The organism is Paludibacter propionicigenes WB4 (genome assembly GCF_000183135.1).
Taxonomy (GTDB): domain Bacteria; phylum Bacteroidota; class Bacteroidia; order Bacteroidales; family Paludibacteraceae; genus Paludibacter; species Paludibacter propionicigenes.
In genome coordinates, this window is the sequence record NC_014734.1 from 2,613,465 (window position 1) to 2,633,070 (window position 19,606).

At 38.9% G+C, this 19,606-nt stretch carries 16 protein-coding genes; 3 read left to right on the plus strand and 13 right to left on the minus strand.

What is annotated here, in order from left to right; translation table 11 throughout:
• Positions 1–81: 81 nt before the first annotated feature.
• Both sppA and PALPR_RS10750 read right to left on the minus strand, forming a co-directional pair.
• Positions 82–1,845: a signal peptide peptidase SppA gene (gene sppA / locus PALPR_RS10745; RefSeq protein ID WP_013445654.1), complete on the minus strand. Its 1,764-nt coding sequence runs from the start codon at positions 1,843–1,845 to the stop codon at positions 82–84.
• A 214-nt stretch (positions 1,846–2,059) separates the two neighbouring features.
• Positions 2,060–2,497, minus strand: coding sequence for an Hsp20/alpha crystallin family protein (locus tag PALPR_RS10750; RefSeq protein ID WP_013445655.1), 438 nt, complete (start codon positions 2,495–2,497; stop codon positions 2,060–2,062).
• Positions 2,498–2,846: 349 nt separating this feature from the next.
• On the opposite strand from PALPR_RS10750, the gene PALPR_RS10755 reads away from it, so the two are divergent.
• Positions 2,847–5,120, plus strand: coding sequence for a M6 family metalloprotease domain-containing protein (locus PALPR_RS10755; protein WP_013445656.1), 2,274 nt, complete (start codon positions 2,847–2,849; stop codon positions 5,118–5,120).
• A gap of 111 nt (positions 5,121–5,231) precedes the next feature.
• On the opposite strand, the gene PALPR_RS10760 is transcribed toward PALPR_RS10755, so the two are convergent.
• From PALPR_RS10760 to PALPR_RS10780, 5 genes are all read right to left on the minus strand, one after another.
• A complete protein-coding gene (locus tag PALPR_RS10760) occupies positions 5,232–5,429 on the minus strand; it encodes a winged helix-turn-helix domain-containing protein (RefSeq protein WP_013445657.1) in 198 nt (65 codons plus the stop codon).
• A gap of 117 nt (positions 5,430–5,546) precedes the next feature.
• Positions 5,547–7,349, minus strand: a complete 1,803-nt coding sequence (locus tag PALPR_RS10765) for an AMP-dependent synthetase/ligase (RefSeq protein WP_013445658.1) — start codon at positions 7,347–7,349, stop codon at positions 5,547–5,549.
• Between the two features lie 122 nt (positions 7,350–7,471).
• Positions 7,472–8,305, minus strand: coding sequence for a ribonuclease III (gene rnc, locus PALPR_RS10770; protein ID WP_013445659.1), 834 nt, complete (start codon positions 8,303–8,305; stop codon positions 7,472–7,474).
• A gap of 4 nt (positions 8,306–8,309) precedes the next feature.
• Positions 8,310–9,572 carry a beta-ketoacyl-ACP synthase II gene (gene fabF, locus PALPR_RS10775; RefSeq protein WP_013445660.1) on the minus strand — a complete coding sequence of 421 codons (1,263 nt, stop codon included), beginning with the start codon at positions 9,570–9,572 and terminating at the stop codon, positions 8,310–8,312.
• 22 nt (positions 9,573–9,594) lie between these two features.
• Complete coding sequence (locus PALPR_RS10780; protein ID WP_013445661.1) at positions 9,595–9,831, minus strand: acyl carrier protein; 237 nt, start codon at positions 9,829–9,831, stop codon at positions 9,595–9,597.
• A 151-nt stretch (positions 9,832–9,982) separates the two neighbouring features.
• Here PALPR_RS10780 and purN point away from each other — a divergent pair, with 151 nt between their 5' ends.
• On the plus strand, positions 9,983–10,549 hold the full coding sequence (gene purN, locus PALPR_RS10785) for a phosphoribosylglycinamide formyltransferase (protein WP_013445662.1): 567 nt from the start codon (positions 9,983–9,985) through the stop codon (positions 10,547–10,549).
• Between the two features lie 173 nt (positions 10,550–10,722).
• Positions 10,723–11,820 (plus strand): redox-regulated ATPase YchF, encoded by a 1,098-nt coding sequence (gene ychF, locus PALPR_RS10790; protein ID WP_013445663.1) that lies wholly within the window; start codon positions 10,723–10,725, stop codon positions 11,818–11,820.
• Between the two features lie 623 nt (positions 11,821–12,443).
• On the opposite strand, the gene PALPR_RS10795 is transcribed toward ychF, so the two are convergent.
• From PALPR_RS10795 to purD, 6 genes are all read right to left on the minus strand, one after another.
• Positions 12,444–13,322: a hypothetical protein gene (locus PALPR_RS10795; RefSeq protein WP_013445664.1), complete on the minus strand. Its 879-nt coding sequence runs from the start codon at positions 13,320–13,322 to the stop codon at positions 12,444–12,446.
• Positions 13,323–13,513: 191 nt separating this feature from the next.
• Positions 13,514–14,539, minus strand: a complete 1,026-nt coding sequence (locus PALPR_RS10800; RefSeq protein ID WP_013445665.1) for a hypothetical protein — start codon at positions 14,537–14,539, stop codon at positions 13,514–13,516.
• On the minus strand, positions 14,539–15,540 hold the full coding sequence (locus PALPR_RS10805) for a FecR family protein (protein WP_013445666.1): 1,002 nt from the start codon (positions 15,538–15,540) through the stop codon (positions 14,539–14,541). Before PALPR_RS10805 ends, PALPR_RS10800 begins: the two co-directional genes overlap by 1 nt.
• A 7-nt stretch (positions 15,541–15,547) precedes the next feature.
• Entirely contained in the window at positions 15,548–16,108 is a 561-nt protein-coding gene (locus tag PALPR_RS10810) for an RNA polymerase sigma-70 factor (RefSeq protein ID WP_013445667.1), read from the minus strand.
• A 182-nt stretch (positions 16,109–16,290) separates the two neighbouring features.
• Positions 16,291–17,442: a sigma-54-dependent transcriptional regulator gene (locus tag PALPR_RS10815; protein WP_013445668.1), complete on the minus strand. Its 1,152-nt coding sequence runs from the start codon at positions 17,440–17,442 to the stop codon at positions 16,291–16,293.
• Positions 17,443–17,448: 6 nt separating this feature from the next.
• Complete coding sequence (gene purD, locus PALPR_RS10820; RefSeq protein ID WP_013445669.1) at positions 17,449–18,717, minus strand: phosphoribosylamine--glycine ligase; 1,269 nt, start codon at positions 18,715–18,717, stop codon at positions 17,449–17,451.
• Positions 18,718–19,606: the final 889 nt, after the last annotated feature.

Consider the following 19,606-nt stretch of genomic DNA (forward strand, 5'->3'; position numbering starts at 1 on the left):
TGTTTTCGGTTGATATATAAAGGGGAACAAAACATCGCGCTTTGTTCCCCCTGTCATATATAAAAAAACGCAAAAAGAAAATTATCGAATATTCAGGTCGTATGGTAATCGAGCCTGAATTCCGTTAATCTTATCGAGGCTTTTAATTTTTTTCAAAATACTGTATTGCTCACCCAGTTGAGCTTCCATAACGCGAGCTTCTACATCCTCCGTTAAGCTTTTTAGTAATTTAGCTGTAAAATCTTCTTTTTCAGGATATTCTTTCAGGTTGTATGAGCTAAGTTTTGCTTTATCTACCGCCAGTTTTATAGCATCATTCAGTCCACCTATTTTATCTACAAGTCCAATTTTGATAGCATCTTCGCCTGTCCAAACTCTTCCTTCGGCAATGGCTTTGATCTGTTCAACTTTCATCTTTCGTCCCTGCGCACAACGTTTTACGAATAACTCATATCCACGGTTCACGTAGTTTTGCATCAAATCACGTTCTTCCGGAGTAAACGAGCGATTGATGGATATACCGTCGCTCATTTTATTGGTTTTTACACCATCATAAGTCAGACCAAGTTTTTCATTCAGACCTTTGATGTTTGGAATAGCTCCGAAAATACCAATGGAACCGGTAATTGTGTTTGGTTGTGCAATAATTTTATCGGCCAAACAGGATATGTAGTATCCTCCTGAAGCTGCATAATCACCCATAGATACAATTAATGGTTTCTTTGCTTTAAGCATACTCAGCGCATGCCATATTTGTTCGGAGGCATAAGCACTACCACCCGGAGAGCTGACGCGTAATACCACTGCCTTAACGGCTGAATCTTTTGCTACATCGTTGATTGTTTTGACCATATCACGCGCTACAATTTCGTCACCTTCTGTGTCGGTGATTTCGCCAATAGCATAAATAACTGCGACTTTATTTTTATCGTATTTACTGTTGTCAGGAAGTTTGCTCATAGCTGAGTTTTTGACGAAAACAAGATCATCGCCTTTCTTAAAGTCTTTGACATATTTTTGAAGTATGCTATCAACCTGATCTGCATATACAAGTGAATCGACTAAATTGTATTGTTTAGATTTTTCGGTAGGTTGATACATCATCATTTCATCGGCATAACTATTGAGTTTTTCCGTCGGAATTTTCCGCGAAGCAGATATTTCTTTCAATATAGTATTCCAGATAGAATTCAGGAAAACATTTACCTGCAGACGGTTTGCATCGCTCATTTTGGTCAGTATGTAAGGTTCTACAGCCGATTTGAATGTACCAACTTTTACGATTTGCATTTCAATGCCCAGTTTGTCCAGCGTATTTTTTAGAAACATGGTTTCGGTAGAAAGCCCTTTTAATTCGAGCATTCCTTGCGGATTGATTAAAATTTTATTGGCCACAGATACCAGATAATACATTTTTTGAGAATAATTATCGGCATAAGCAACGATAAATTTACCCGATTTTTTGAAATCAATCAGCGCGTTACGGATTTCCTTTACTGAAGCGATTCCACCTGAAAGTGAACCCCCTTTGAGGTAAATACCAACAATATTATCATCATTCTTAGCTTTTTCGATGTTTTTGAGTACTTCATCAAGTCCGAGCGAGTTTTCAGAGCTTGAACCAAGCGCTTTGCCCAAAACATTTGAAAACGGATTATCCTCTGACCTGTCAACCAACGATCCTTCCAGGTCTAGCTCATAAATAGAATTTGATTTTAAGACAGTGGTTTTTTCTCCTGAACTAGCTGCAGCGCCCAACACAATAAAGAAAATAAGTACGCCCAGTAAAGAGGTAATAAAAATACCAACGATAGAGGCAAGAGTAAATTTCAAAAACTGTTTCATAAAATAATGTAATGATGATTATATATTAAAACTGAATATTCTGTGCAAAGAAAGATATTTTTTTTTGAATAACAAAACATATTTATTGATATTCGATATAAATGTTTGTTTTTTTATTGAAAATACTTAATTACACTTTCTGAATTGAATGTGTTGGCAATAAAAAAGGGAAACAGCACTCTGTTTCCCTTTCCTTTGGCATGCACCGTACGTATTATTGAATTTCAATCATACGTGCCGGTTTTGGTTTAGCTTCATCCTTTTTCGGAATCACAATACGCAAAATTCCATTTTCGTAGTTGGCTTCAATTCTTTCTCCGTCGGCTATTTCAGGTAAAGTAAACGAACGCGTAAAAGACTGATAGCTAAATTCGCGTTTGGTGAATTGTTCTCCTTCTTTAGTTTCGTTTTCCACTTTTTTTTCTGACGATATTGTCAGTAAATCATTGTGTACTTCCAGCTTGAAATCAGCTTTTTCGAATCCAGGAGCGGCTACTTCCACTGTAAATTCTTCAGCATTTTGTTTGATATTTACAGATGGTAATGTAGTATTTGTAACAGAAAAGTTGCGGTTTGACCAATCGAATAAATCGCCTTCAAAAAAACGGTCAAAAACCGATGGTAACTGGTTTGAAAATCTAACGAGTGACATAATTTAATCCTCCATTTTTATAAATTAAACAATTAGTTTTATTCTTGTTGAAAACCAATTTTCAAATAAAATGCCAGACATGGAAACGTGCCATTATGTCTCACTTTATCAATGTGTTACAGTCATTTAGTCAGGTGCTTTTTAGAAAAATGATTTGAGTAGAAAGACTGAAATTTTAAAACAAACTTATTTACAAAGAAATAAATCTATGTTACTTCGTCTTTGAAAAAATTATCATACATGAAATTTTGTCATATTATTTGCGATAAAGTGGTTTAAGTAAAAGTAACAATCGAAAATTATTGCTACATTTGCCCCAAGAAAAATAAATTGTAAAATGTCTATTATTATGAACAAAAGACTTATACTCGTGACGCTTAGTGTCTTTTTTTATCAACTTATATTTCTACAGGTTTATGCAGTTAAAGCATATCCTCGTCCCTTCACAATAAAACAACCCGACGGCACGCTATTGACCGTAGTTAGGCAAGGGGATGAATTTAGACATTATACCACTACAGAGGACGGCTTTTTACTCAAAAAGAATAGAAACGGTTTTTTGACTTATGCTTCGGTTAGTGCTACCGGGGATCTGATAGAAAGCAATTTTATAGCCAAAAATGCAAATAAAAGATCTTTTGACGAGCTGCAATACCTGAAGAATATAAATCAGGCGTCTCAGATCGAAAAAATACAGAAAGCACCATCAAAAGTAAAGGCATTAAATATACAAAGTCAACGTAAAAATGTATTTGCCGTTGCCGGATCTCCTAAAATACTGGTGATTTTGGTAAATTTTTCGGATGTAAGTTTTATAACTCCTTCACCAAAAACAGCTTTTGCTGATTTACTGAATAAAGAAGGATATAATTCAAACGGTGCCACAGGCTCTGCACGCGATTATTTTATGGCAAGTACATACGGTAAGTTGTCTCCACAGTTTGATGTTGTAGGTCCGGTAACATTGCCTAATAATATGGCTTTTTATGGTGCCGACGGTGCTAACGGCGATGCCAATCCGGTGCAAATGGTAGTTGATGCTTGTACGCTTGCGAGTCAGGCAGGGGTGGATTTTTCTCAATACGATACGGACAACGATGGCGTTATTGATAATGTTTTTGTATGCTATGCAGGCTATAATGAAGCAGAAGACGGTTCGGATGGTAGTATTAATGCAAATACTGTCTGGCCTCAAAGTTCGTCTGTTATTGTGAATGGGAATTACACGGGAACTACAGAGTCTATCACTTTCAACGGAAAACTATTGTCTGGCTTTGCTTGTACTTCCGAATTAAGTGGCTACACAGGTGGTAATATGTGTGGTATCGGGACTTTCTGCCATGAGTTTGGACATGTACTGGGACTTCCGGACTATTACGATACAACCGGATCCCATAGCAATACTCTGAATTCATGGAGTATTATGGACGCCGGAAACTATAATAACAATGGCAAAACACCTCCATTGTATTCTGCTTACGACAGGTTTTATCTGGGATATTTTACTCCGGAGCAGGTGAGTACAGCTTCTAAACTGACTTTATATCCACTTTATCAGGGAACTACCCAACCAGCTGGCACTTCGGGGCAAGCATACCTGATTTCGGCAACTAATCACAATTTAAGTGCAACAAATCCAAGTCCAAATGAATTTTTTATAGCAGAATATAGGAAAAAAACAGGCTGGGATACGTATTTACCTGCCGAAGGAATGTGTGTTTGGCACATCGACTATAATCAAACTGCATGGACTAACAATTCAATCAATTATTTCAGTGGAAATACGCAGAATGCCACCAATCATATGCATTTGTATCTGCAACCTACCGATGGTTCTTTAGCAACCACCGGAAGCGCATTTACCAGCGGTTCATTCACCCCTACAACCTGGGCAGGTGTGGATATAAACAGAGCGATTAAAAACATCACGAAAACACCCGATAATATCACTTTTGATTTTATGCCACCAAAAATTTCCACTTCGGCTAATTTGGTGAATTATAGTACATTCTTTGGTACGCCAACAACTTCTCAAAAAATCAGCATTTCTGCTCTGAACCTAATTTCTAATCTGAATGTAGCATTCAGGGATGGAGTTAATTTTGAAGTAAAGCTCTCGACTGACGAAACGTGGTCTAAATCACTGACCATAGTACCAACTTCAGGAGCGGTGAATGCAATTATTGAGATACGCTATAACCCTGTATCTACCGGAACTCAGACGGATCAATTAAATATTAGCTCTGATAATCTAACCACCACAACCTATAGTGTAAGTGGAACTGCATCGATTGGTCCGAATTCTCCTGTTATTTTTGCAGGAACTGTTGATAATACACTACAGTTTTTGCCAACAAAACTCTTCACTACAAATACCAAAACACTGAACATTACTACTTCAGATATTGTAGGAGATTTAAGTCTTACCATCTCAGGTACAGATGCTTCATTGTTTTCTCTTTCTGCCGGCACTGTTACAAAAAGTGCTGGAAACGGCATTGGTGGTGCTACCGTCTCGATTAATTATGTTCCCACTACGTTGGGAACTCATAATGCAATTCTCACTGTTTCCGGAGGTGGTTTGCCTGATCGGGTTATAGCGCTCTCCGGCACAGGAAAGTAATCTGTTAGTTTCTGTAGCAAACTCAAAAAGGGATTATCACAAATTGATAATCCCTTTTTTGCTAAAGTGTGTATTGATATTAAATCAATAAAATCCTCTACATAATCGGAGTCAGGTCAGCTTGATGACTAATTCACCTTCTGATTCACCAAACTTTACTTTTCCTTCACGTGCCAACCAACCGAGAGCCAAATTCAGGTCTTTCTCGTTGAGTTTAGTTAGCTTTTTTATGGCTTTTACATTCAGTTCGCCATGCTGCAATGCTGTCCATACCAGACCTGCATTGCTTCCAATTTTTTCAGATAACATAATTGTTTGTTTTAAAAACGTTGTTATAAGTAAATAAATGTCGGCGTAAAATTACAAATAATATGTTGTAAAACATACAATTTGAATAAAAAGCTGTTGCTTTTATTAAGCTAAAGATCAATTTGCATACATTTCATCAATCAATGATTTGTATTTTTGCATAACAACTGCACGGCGTATCTTTAAAGTATTGGTAAGTTCGCCGGTTTCGATAGCAAAACTTTTGCGGATCAAAGTGAATCGCTTGATTATTTCATAATTAGCCATCCCTTTTTGCAGTTCGATGATCCGGGCTTGTAGAAATTCATGAATTTTTGGCGATTTAAGCAAGTCATCAATATTTTCGTAAGTTATACTGTGCTTCTGAGCATATTCTTCCAAAGCCGGAATGTTAGGTGCAATAATAGCCGTAACATAGTTGCGTTCATCACCTATCACAGCTACTTGTTCAATATATTTGTCCAGCGCTAGGCGGGTTTCTATTTCCTGTGGAGCAATGTATTTCCCGTTCGATGTTTTGAATAAATCTTTAATCCTTTCGGTCAAAACAATTTTATTGTCTTTGATATATCCGGCATCACCGGTTTTGAACCAGCCATCTTCGGTAAAAGAAGCCGCATTTGCTTCAGGATTATTATAATATCCCGGGAAAATTGTTTTTCCTTTGAGCAGTATCTCGTTGTCATCACCTATTTTCACGCTCACATCGGGCATAATATTGCCTACTGTGCCTATTTCGTATCCAACATACTCGTAACAACATACAGTGGCTGTGCTTTCGGTAAGTCCGTAGCCATACACGATAGGAACTCCGATACTTCTGAAGAATAATGCAATTTCGTCGGACAATTTGGCTCCGGCTGTAGGAAGCATATTGGCATTTTCTATTCCTAATGTTTCTTTTACTTTCGAGAAGATTAATTTATCGGCAATTGAGTACCCGAATTTTAAGAATACATCCGGTTGTTTTCCTTTCCGAAGTATGTCGACATTGTGTCTCTTTCCGGTAGCTACAGCCCATGCTATAACACCAAGCATGATAGGAGAGTATTTGGACAAATTTTCTTTCACCCCAGCGTAAACTTTTTCCCAGAAACGAGGTACTGCACACATTAAGGTCGGATGAACGTCCTTGATGGTTTGTTGTATTTCGGTAGGGCGGAGGTTGATGTAAATAGTCACTCCTTTGAAAATGCAAAAATAACACCATGTGCGCTCGAATACGTGTGATAACGGCAAGAAAGCAATGCTGGTATCTTTATCGGTAATACTTGTGAGGCGTATATTATGTATGCGCATGGCTTCTGTAAAGCACGAATGAGGCATCATTACACCCTTGGGGTTGCCCGTAGTGCCGGAGGTGTATAAAATGCACGCCAGATCGCTCTCTGAGGTTTCGCTATGTCGATGATCTACTTCAAAGTGTTTCGTAGACTTTTCGCCTATCAATAGAAAATCGCTATAGTACATTGCATTTGCAGCGTCGGCAAATACCACTTTTTTGTCGAAAGCAATGATTTTCTTCAGGTATTTGGATTGCTGAGCTACTTCGTAGGCGATATTATACTGCTGTTGGTCACCAACAAATATTACTCCGATTTCTGCATCGTTTACAATGTATTCCACCTGTTGAGCCGATGAAGTTGCGTACAGTGGTACCATAACAGCTCTGTTGGCAAACAAGGCAAAATCAATAATCAGGTTTTCAGCTTTGTTTTGCGAAAACTGAGCCACGCGTTGCTGTTCAGAAACTCCAATCTCCACAAATGACTTTGAAATTGAAGACACTTCTTTGGCGAAGCTGTTCCACGAAATTTTAGTCCACTCATCGGTTTGTTCTTCGCGATGATACAACGCAGCTCTTTCTCCGTATTTCTTTGCTTGCGATGAGATTAAATGCGAAAGGTGAAAGTTTTCCATATCGTTTGTTTTTTTGGTTTTCTTGCAATGGTATTATATCTATATGCAAAGATATATATAAACATAAAAGTATTGCACGATTTTATTCAAAATGTGCAAATGCTGCTTATTTTATTGGACTATTATTGTTGAATATCAATGAATTCAATAGCTTGGTCGGGAGGAGACATATTTTCTTGCGGTACCTGATTCTGGTCGGATTTTAATTCTTTCAGGATATCCGGATTTGATTCGATTATTTCAAAAGCGATTCGCGAGGCATTCTGTTGAGATTCCTTTTTACTCATTCCGCTCGCTTCACATATTTTTTGTCCCTGAATCATTAAGCCCGACAAGAAAACATGTTTATTGGAGCCGCTCATGGTTTCGCTCAGGAGGATAAATTCTGTTTCAAGTTTATTTTTCTGACACCATTCTATCAGTTTCGATTTAAAATTGACTTCATTTTCGGCTACTTTATCAAGATTTACAAAACTTTTGAACAAGCGTTGCTCTACAAATTTTTTGCATTTCTTATAGCCGTAGTCCAGGTATATAGCACCCAATAATGCCTCAAGTGCATTTCCGTAAATATTGTTGTTGGTGTGTGCGTTGACGTACTTTGTGACCTTAACCAGTTTGTCCAGCCCAATTTCAAGTGCCAGCTTGTTGAGCGAGTCACGCTTTACAATTTTTGATCTTGTATTGGTCAGGAAACCTTCACGTTCCTCTTTGTAGCGTCTGTAAAGGATGTCTGTTACAACAGAATTAAGCACAGCATCTCCCAGAAATTCCAGTCGTTCGTTGCTCAGGTTGCGTCCGTTTTCGGTAGGGATGGATACGGACTTATGACGAACCGCCAATTGATAATACTCAATTTTATCAGGATAAAAACCGAGTACTTTGTGGAATAACAAATAAGGCTCTTTTCGAGCTTTCGAAAGGAGCCTTATTTTTAAAAGAATATTCTTAATCACAAACTTATTTTGAGTATTTTTTTACAATTACACTCGCATTATGTCCGCCAAACCCGAAGGTGTTGGACAATGCTGCATTTACAGTTCGTTTTTGAGCCTTATTGAAGGTAAAATTAAGATTATAGTCGATATCAGGATCTTCGTCGCCTTCAGTAAAATTGATGGTTGGAGGAACAATATCGTTAACTACAGACAATACTGAAACAATAGCTTCAACAGCACCGGCAGCACCCAGTAAGTGGCCTGTCATTGATTTGGTAGAGCTGATATTGAGTTTGTATGCATGGTCACCAAACACTTCCTTGATCGCTTTTGACTCAGAGATGTCTCCTACCGGGGTAGATGTTCCGTGAACATTAATATAATCAATATCTTCCGGATTTAAATCGGCATCTTTCAATGCACGTTTCATTACCAGTTTAGCACCCAAACCATCGGGGTGTGTTGCAGTCAGGTGATAAGCATCAGCCGACATACCTCCACCAACTACTTCGCAAAGAATATTGGCTCCACGGGCAATGGCATGTTCAAGTTCTTCAAGAACAAGACAGCCGGCACCTTCACCCATTACAAAGCCATCACGGCTTTTGCTGAATGGACGCGAAGCAGCAGTTGGTTCATCGTTGCGGGTTGATAAAGCCGTTAAAGCATTAAAACCACCAACTCCACCGGGAGTTATTGCAGCTTCAGCACCACCGGCTACAATCATATTGGCTTTACCCATACGGATGTATGTAAAAGCATCGATGATAGCGTTGGTAGAAGAAGCGCAGGCTGAAGCGGTCGAATAATTTGGTCCGCGGAAACCATACATGATGGAAATCTGACCGGCGGCAATATCCGAAATCATTTTTGGAATGAAGAACGGATTGAACTTAGGTCCTTGTTCTTTATTGGTATAGTAGTATGCAATTTCTTGCTCGAAAGTAAGAATACCACCAATACCTGCTGCAAAAATAACTCCTACTTCGTCTTTATCAATTGTTTCTAAATCCACCCCACAGTTTTCAATTGCTTCTTTGGCAGCTGCTATGGCATACTGCGCGTAAATATCCAGTTTGCGGGCTTCTTTGCGGTCAAAATACTTCGAAGGATCGAAATCTTTTACCTCGCATGCAAAGCGGGTTTTAAACTGAGAAGCATCGAAATGAGTAATAGGTCCGGCTCCACTAACACCATTTAGTATATTATCCCACAATTCGGGGGTAGAATTTCCTAATGGAGTAATTGCACCTAAACCTGTTACTACAACTCTTTTCAATTCCATAATAAATTATTCTGGAAAACGATTATTTTTGTAATGCTTCGATGTGAGCGATAGCGTCACCAACGGTAGCAATTTTTTCAGCTTGTTCGTCTGGAATAGAAATGCCGAATTCTTTTTCGAATTCCATAATCAATTCTACAGTATCCAATGAATCAGCACCTAAGTCGTTTGTAAAACTAGCAGTTGGAGTTACATCTGCTTCTTCTACGCCTAATTTGTCTACGATGATTGCTTTTACTTTAGCTTCTACTTCTGACATAATTTTTTTTTAAAGTTTATAAATTGAAATTGTTTTTATAATTTTGCGGTGCAAAGGAAACAAATTTTATCGACATAACCTCATTTTTCATGAAAAAAAATGTTATTTTTGCACAAATCCCTTGCTTTTGTGCAGGTTTAAACAAAATGAAATGCCTTTAAAAATAGCGATTCTAGCCTCCGGATCCGGTTCGAATGCCGAAAATATAATTCGATATTTTGCCGGAAATAATAAGTTCGATTTTCCGCTCATTCTTTCCAATAAGCCGGATGCCTATGTTCATCAACGTGCTGCTTTGCTTGGAATTCCTTCGGTTACTTTCTCGCGTGATGAATTTTTGGATGGAGTAACTATTCCCGATATTTTACAAAAACACCATATAGACTGTATCGTACTAGCCGGGTTCTTGCTCAAAATTCCACAAACGCTTATCGATTTGTTCCCTAATAAGATTATCAATATACATCCGGCACTATTACCAAAGTTTGGCGGTAAAGGTATGTACGGACACCATGTGCACAAAGCGGTGGCTGATGCCCGCGAAACCGAATCCGGTATTACCATACATTATGTAAATGGTAACTACGACGAAGGCAATATCATTTTTCAGGCAACTTGCCCGGTGTCTGAAACAGATACCCCCGATATGATTGCCGAAAAAGTACACACGCTGGAACATCGGTATTTCCCTGAAGTAATTGCCAATTTATGGGGATGACAACAAGTCACAAGTTGCAAGCGGTAAGCTGCAAGTAGTAAGTAGCTGGCATTGCTTAGTTTGAAGTCACACAATCCTATTTTCTGCTCCGGTTTTTTATCGTATCTTTGCAACCCGAAAATGCTGACCCGATTCAGTCATTACACAATTCAACAACTAAACATTCAAAAAATATGGCTCTTCAATGTGGTATCGTGGGTTTACCCAATGTTGGTAAATCAACGTTATTCAACTGTCTTTCAAATGCTAAAGCTCAAGCTGCAAACTTCCCTTTTTGTACTATCGAACCCAATGTAGGCGTAATCACAGTTCCGGACGAACGACTAAATAAACTGGCAGAACTTGTTCACCCACAACGTATTGTTCCGACAACCGTAGAAATTGTGGACATTGCCGGACTGGTAAAAGGTGCGAGCAAAGGCGAAGGGTTAGGCAATAAATTCCTGGCCAACATCCGCGAAACGGATGCTATTCTACATGTGTTACGCTGTTTTGATAACGATAATATTACACACGTGGATGGAAGCATCAATCCGGTGCGCGATAAAGAAATTATCGACTATGAATTACAGCTCAAAGATCTCGAAACAGTAGAGAGCCGCATTAGCAAAGTACAGAAACAAGCTGCAGCCGGCGACAAACAAGCCAAAACGGTATATGATATTTATGTTCAGTATCGTGATGCCTTATTGCAGGGAAAATCGGCACGTACGGTAAAGTTGGATCCGTTGGATAAAAAACTGGTAAAAGACCTGTACTTGCTTACCGACAAACCTGTGATGTACGTATGTAATGTTGATGAAGCGTCAGCTGTTAAAGGTAATGCTTATGTTGATGCCTTGCGTGAATCGGTTAAAGACGAAGGAGCTGAGATTCTAATTGTGGCTGCGGCTACCGAAGCCGATATTGCCGAACTGGAAACTTACGAAGAACGTCAAATGTTCCTCGGGGAAGTGGGACTCAACGAATCGGGCGTGGCTCGTTTAATACGTGCAGCCTACCATTTATTAGACCTACAGACCTACTTTACCTGCGGTGTACAGGAAGTACGTGCATGGACTTTCGGACGCGGCTGGAAAGCTCCACAGTGTGCCGGCGTTATTCACACCGACTTCGAGAAAGGATTTATCCGTGCCGAAGTGATCAAGTATGATGATTTCACCACCCTGGGCTCGGAAGCTGCCTGCAAAGAAGCCGGGAAAATGAGTGTTGAAGGTAAAGAATACGTGGTGACCGATGGTGATATTATGCACTTCCGCTTTAATGTGTAAATGACCCCAACCCCTAAAGGGGCTATTGCCAATCTTAAACGAGGTCTGCCGATTCATTTCGACAGACCTCCTTTCATTTAAATAATCAATGTTTTTTTGTTCACAACCTATAAATGCGCGTCAATATTTTAATCATCAATATTCCGCCCCGGGCGGAAAAGCAAAAAGAATCATCATACCCTTTCCGCCGCGGGCGGAATCATGAAAACATGCTGTAAAACATTTCCGCCCAAGGCGGAAAGCTAAATAGTGATCAGAAACAACTTCCGCCTGCGGCGGAATCATAAAAACGGTCATTTTGGTCTTTCCGCCCACGGCGGAAAGAAATGTCAAGAAAAGATGGAAGAATACGACGTCAAACTCTTACTATTATAAGCATCTACACTACCATCATATCTCACATATTTTATCCAATTCATGTTTAAGCCTGATAGAGAAGACAAGTTGGATTAAATTTTCATCCCCGATGACAAAGTGAATTCTGACAGACATTACATTGATCTTATACAGTTATAACGCAATCTGCTCCAAACAAAAAGGTCTGTCAGTTTATTCTGACAGACCTTTTGACTTTAAATTGAAGTGTCGCTAGTAACTTCTTATCTTGTAATTTGTAACTGAAATTATTTTTTCAAGGTAAATTCTTTTGTTACTCCATTAATGGTGGCAGTTGCTTTATTGTCTTTCGTTCCATCGCCATAGTCTACCAGCACTGTTTTGCTATCGGTAGTAATTACAACAGATCCTTTGGTAAAGTATGGATAATTGCCGCTTATGATTAATGGATTGGAATCCTGAATTACCATCGTATAAGCCACTCCTTTAGCATTCACGCCGCTTGATGATCCTGTTATCGAATAGATATCATCCCAGTAGATAAGCGGTGTATTGTTGTTGCCAATGCGTGTACGCGTACGTTCGGTGTTCCATATCACTTTTGTTCCATCGGTGCGTACAAGTGTATCCTTGGCTACAATTCTCCAGTAAGGTTCCTGTAGGTCGGTATAGCCTTTGAAAGTCACAGTTTTTCCGCCTTTAAGCTGGTTATCGTTTACGTAAAAGTCAGAGAAAGTAAATGTCCTGGTTGAATTTGCAATGTTCATTTTAGCACTAACAGTAATGTATATCTTACCTTTAAGTCTGTTGCCGCGTTTTACAGTAACGCCGGTGCCGAAATCAAGACAGATATTTTTTGGGTAATCGTTTAACCCCACTCTGTCAACAGTAATTACCACGCTGTCCATCGTAATTTTGATGTTTGTTTTTTGCGGGTTCGAATCGGTTGTGCTTTTCACTGCCTGATAGCCCGATGCATCCAAAACGTTTACATAGTCGTCCGCAGTACTTACAATCTGATCATTTACAGTTGCTGCCTGACCTTCATCGGTTGCTGTGGCAGTTAACGATGCATCGGTTGTTCCGGTTAAATCAGTAGTACACGACACTAGCGAAGAAAGACTGAATGAAATAGCAATTATTGCCAATAGATTTACTTTTTTCATAATAGTTTTTTTATTAGTTGTTGATAATTTTGTTTGCTTTATATACCTAAGACAAACAATTGAATCAGTACCACTATTGTAAGTTGAAAAAAATGTCTTTTAGATTAGAAAATATTTTGTAATGAAGATGAATTTTGCCGTAGGTAGCTGTAAATATGTAGTTTATGTCGAAAATATTTTTTACGATTTCTTTATATTTTACGCACTTTCGACTTACCCAAATCAATCTTAAGCCCCAGCAATGCACTGTATCCGACATATTTTCCTAAACTGCCGGTGGGATTTCCGTTTAAATACCTCGATTTTATGAGATAGAAAGAAGGTCCGGCAAAGAGCTTAAGGCGTGGTACTACAGCGAAGTCCAACATAGGGGTCAGCTCGGTGGTGGCTGCTCTTACATTGACTTTATAGGATTTTCCTCTGACGAGTGCATACTGAATCAGGTCTATATTTATTCCCCAGTGTTTAGTGAACTGAAATTTTACGCCTGCACCCAATCCCAAATGGTAGGATTTATGATAGTCCGAACCTGTAGAAATAATTGCATAAAGCTGGTTGACGCCAATATGAGCAAAGAAACCTGATAAGTGTTTGTTGGCAGCAAAGCCCAGGTCAATTATTGAACTTGTTGTTTTGGATTTTACAGTGTCGGGCGTAGCTGTTGTAATTTTTTGAATAGTTTGTGCCACAGGTGTTTCTACTGTAGGGCTTGTTTCCAGTGGTATCGGGTCTGCGGGTGGATTTACTGTATAGGCAGTAGAGGTCTCTTTTATTGGTTGTATGGTGTCAGTTGCTGCAATGATAGTGAAACTTTCGGCAATTTTAAATTCTGTTTTAGTATTTACCGGAACGGTATGAACAGATAACGCCGGAGTCTTAACCGGAGGGTCAATTTTTGCCGCATCAGGTTTCAGCAAAACCACATATTTTCCTGTAAATTTGAATTTAATGGGTTTGGGTAATAATTTCTGGAGCGCAGTTTTCAGGGGTTGTTTGTTGAGTTGTGGGAACGTAAACTCCTGCTTATCGTTTATTTTTGTGGGATCGTACGAAAAAACGCAACCCGTCTGCCTGCTCAATGTATTAAGAGCCACTTTTAAGGTACTGTGTCCTGCCGGGAAACTGACTATCTTATTGGCATAACTGTTTTGTGCAACCAATCTTGCCGGAAATAATAAAAGAATGCAAATAATCAAACGGCTAATCAGTTTAGTCATTAGTTGGGTAATTTGTTATTGTTTTGCAGAAGATAACCTCCGGTATCTTTTTTTACGTCTAAATCAAGTGTCTCGGCAATTACATTGAGCACCATATCCACATTTTCGCCATCGAAGTTTACGGTTATTTTACGATTGCCGATAGAGGCTTCCTCAAAACGTATTTTTATATCGTATTCTTTGGCTATTATATCCATGGCGTCGTGTAGGTTTTTGCCGTTGAACTCTATATGTTTTATGTCTTTGGTTACAGAGTATACTTCTGATTTTATAACCGAAAATTTCTTACTTTGTTTATCGTAGATGCCGGTTTCGGTTGCCGACAGAATAATTCCGTCGTTGGTGGTTGTGTAAAAGTGTACTTTACCTTCACTCACGTTTACTTTTACCTTGTCGCTATCAGGATAAGCGGATACTGTGAATTTTGTTCCGATATCTTCTATAAATGTCTCGTCGGCATGTATTTGTAAAATACCTTTCCCTTTGTGTCCGACAGCAAAAAATGCCTGACCTTCCAGCCGTATTTTCCGTGCTTTCTTTCCGTATCTTGAGCTGTAAATAATTTTGCTGTTTTTTGATAGTTTAATCTCTGTCTGATCGGACAATGTGCCCTCTTTTGTAGTTTCTTTGGAGGCTAGCACCACATCGTGTTCCGAGAAAATCATCCAGGCAGAAAAGGAAAAAGCTAGTATTAGAGCAATTCCCGCAGCCCGGAATAACCAACTTTTGAACAAGGGTTTGTGTTTTGTTTCAACCGCTTGTGTTTTGTTGTTTGTCTGCAATGCCATGTAAGCCATGAACGATTTTTTCGCACGCTCGGTGTTTGGTTTGGGTATATTTCTATCGGCAGTGCCCAATTTGGCATAAAGCTCGGTTAGTTCATCAAAGTACAATTGATTTTCGGCCGACTCTGAAATCCATAGTTCCAATGCCTGCATATCTTGTTCTGATGAATTTCCACCAAAATATCGCGCCAGTAAATTATCTGTATTTTCTTTCATGGCTTTTTTATTTTAGTAACCGAAGCAATAAACATAAAAATAAAAAATCTTTTAATTCTACCCGGAGGATTTTCAGAGCCTTCGAAATATGATTTTCTACCGTATTGGTAGAGATATTAAGTTGCAACGCTATCTCAGCATACGATAACTGTTCTATACGGCTCATTTCAAATACTTTCCGGCATTGCGGTGGCAGGCTTGCCAGGGCAGTGTCAATGGCTTTCTGTAAATCTGTGCTCTCTATGTAATCTGCTGTTGAGTTTACATCTGTATTCATTGACGAAATGTAGTTCAGGTTATGTTCCAGATGACTGGTTTTCTGATGAATAGTGTTCAGGCAATTATTGTGTACAATGCGATACATGTATGAACTGACGGAACTTTGAATATCCAGCGATTCGTGCTGGTCCCACAATTTGCAAAATGTCTTTTGAACAATGTCTTCGGCATCATCCATATCTCTTAAAATAGAGTATGCATACCTGCACAATGCCTCATAACAATCGTCGAAAAGTTGCTCAAATGCTAAGTGATTTCCTTCCCGCAAATCCTTTATTGTCTCTAACATGTTTTGAAAATAATGAATTACTATTCCTTACCAGTCTAGCGACAAAGATATAAATTTTTGTTGTGAATTATATTTCCGGCTTAGCATTCTCCGTTTGTATGACAATTAAAGTTGAACATACCACCAGTGGCAATTCAACTTTTTTTGTGGCAAAATATAAAATGATGGTGGGGTAGTGGATTTCAGGCAAACATTTCAACATCCTCTTTGCTGATAGTAGCTCCACCAAGGATGATCAGACGTTCTACAACATTGCGAAGTTCGCGTATGTTGCCTGTCCATGAGCGAGATTTAAGTGTTTCGATTCCCGCTTCTTCGAAAGTTTTGGGTTGAATGCCCTGTTCGCTGCAGATTAATTCGCAGAAATGACTAACCAGCAATGGTATATCTTCTTTCCGCTCATCCAGACTTGGAACGTGAATGGGAATAACATTCAAGCGGTGAAACAGGTCTTCGCGGAAATTTCCGCTTTCTATTTCTTTTTTGAGGTTTTTGTTTGTTGCGGCCAATACGCGCACATTTACTTTGATGCTTTTGTCGCTACCCACCCGTGTAAGTTCGTTCTCTTGTAGTACCCGGAGCACTTTTGTCTGTGCCGACAGGCTCATGTCGCCAATCTCATCCAGAAAAATTGTTCCTCCGTCAGCCTGTTCAAATTTTCCGATACGTTGTTTGATAGCCGAAGTAAATGCTCCTTTTTCGTGCCCGAAAAGCTCACTTTCAATAAGTTCCGATGGAATGGCTGCACAGTTTACTTCCACATAGGGTGCTTCTGTACGGTTGCTTTGTTCAAAAAGAAGTCGCGCCACCACTTCTTTACCTGTACCATTATCGCCGGTAATTAAAACCCGGGCATCAGTCGGTGCTACGCGTTCAATCATCAAACGTACTTTTTCTATTGCCGGAGATGTACCAATCATTTGATGTCGCTTGGCTACTTTCTTTTTCAGTGTTTTAGTTTCGGTAACCAGTGTATTGCGTTCCAAAGCGTTCCTGACAGTAATCAGTAAACGGTTTAAATCTATTGGTTTAACGATGAAATCAAATGCTCCTTTTTTGATGCATTCTACAGCGGTTTCAATGTTTCCATGACCGGAAATCATAACAATAGGGGCTTCAATACTTATCTCGTGTAAATGACCAAGAAGCTCGATACCATCCATTTCGGGCATTTTTATATCCGAAAAAATAAGGTCGAATACAGCATTTTGTGCTGCTTCAAGTCCTTGCTTACCGTTTTCGGCTAAAGTTACCTGATGTTTTTCGAATTCAAGTATATCTTTGAGCGTATTGCGTATGCTGCGTTCGTCGTCAATTACCAGTATTTTTGCCATATTGTTTTATAAATCAAATCCGATGTCGCTTCTAAAGTATTTTCCTTTGTATTGAATCTTCTGAGCATTTGAAAACGAAACTGCCAATGCCTCAGCTTTGCTTGAACCATACGAGCTTATGGCCATGACTCTACCGCCATTTGTCACTAATTTACCGTTTTTCAGAGCAGTTCCTGCTTGGAAAACAATACTTTCACTTACCTCCGTCAAACCGATGATTTCATCTCCTTTATCATACTCTTCGGGATATCCTCCTGCTACCAGCATGACGGTAACTGCACTTCGTTCATCTATTTCTATTGTCTTTTCATTCAGATTTCCATTGGCCACCCCTTCCAGTAGATCCACAAAGTCGCTTTTAATCCGCAACATTACCACTTCGGTTTCTGGATCGCCCATACGAGCATTGTATTCAATGGTGTACGGTTCACCGTTTACTTTAATCAATCCAAAGAAAATAAATCCCTTGTAAACTATGCCTTCGCTGTTAAGTCCATCGACTGTTGGTTTTATAATGCGTTCTTCAACTTTACGCATGAAATCTTTGTCGGCAAACGGAACGGGCGAAACGGCACCCATACCGCCTGTGTTTAAACCTTTGTCTCCTTCACCAATTCGTTTATAGTCTTTCGCCTCCGGAAGAATCTTATAATTTTTACCATCTGTGATTACGAATACCGAACATTCAATGCCAGATAGGAACTCTTCGATAACAACCGTTTTACTTGCGGCGCCGAATTTTCCATCGAGCATAGATTTCAATTCCGAAATTGTTTCGTCCAAATCATTCAAAATCAGTACTCCCTTACCGGCAGCCAAACCATCGGCTTTCAAAACATAAGGAGCTTCATGATTTTTGAGAAATTCAATACCTTCTGCAATGTTTTCGCAGGTCACACTCAGGTAGCCCGCAGTAGGGATATTGTGGCGGAACATAAACTGTTTCGAGAAATCTTTACTGCCCTCTAATTGAGCGCCAATTTTATCGGGTCCGATAACAGGTATATCCTTCAACTCCTTATCAGCAGCAAAAAAATCAACAACACCTTTCACTAAGGGATCTTCAGGCCCTACAACCACAATATTGATGTTATTTTCCAATACAGCGGTTTTAATAGCCGGAAAATTATCTGCCGCAATGGGAAGATTTGTTCCAACGTTGGCTGTTCCCGGATTGCCCGGAGCAATGAAAAGTGTCGTGAGTTTAGGACTTTGAGCTATTTTCCAAGCCATTGCGTGTTCGCGTCCGCCTGAACCGAGGAGAAGAATGTTCATATGTGATAATTGAATGAATTTGAGTTGCAAAAGTAGCTTTTTTGTTTGAAAGAGGCAAGAGATATTGCTTTGTCGGGCGGGAGTGAGGGGATGTTGAAGTCTGTAGGAAAGTTTTGTCAGAATTCCATCTGGTTAGCCTGAAGTGTATTCTATAAAAAGACGAAAGGTAGCTTGCCTCACGGCACTCTACCAATCTTTCGTTAACCTTAAATCTAATACTATGAAAAAATCATGATGCAAATATATATCGCGTTTTAATGTTTTCCAAATGAAATGCGTTAAATAGTTGTTCTTGTAGCTTGAATTTATACTTAATTAATAAAAACACACACGATTCGACTTGAAAAGAAAGATATTTTTGTATAAAACATAAAGATAATGGTAGGAGGAGGGACTACTAAAAATGTTACATTTGGTTTACATTAATTCCGAATGAAAATTACAAACCCCTATAAAAGACGAAAGGTAGCTTGCCTCACGGCATTCTACCAATCTTTTGTTAACCTTAAATCTAATACTATGAAAAAATCACGATGCAAAATTATGTGTTTTTTCAATACGATGCAAGAAATTTCCAAGAAAAATGTTTTAAAAGCATGTTTTATAACATATAATAACTTCATGTAAATTGTTTTTGGAAATATTCTAAAGAAAAAAGCCGCTAAGATTAAAATCTTCAGCGGCTTTTTTGGGTATATATTGATTTTATGAACAAATCCTTTATTATTCAAAAACATGTCTCTATAAAACGCGAAAGGTAGTAACGCCTTACTACCAATCTTTGTTAACCTTAAATCTAATACTATGAAAAAATCACGATGCAAAATTACGGGTTTTTCCAATACAAAACAATAGTTTTCCATGAAAAAATGCTCTATAAGCATGTTTT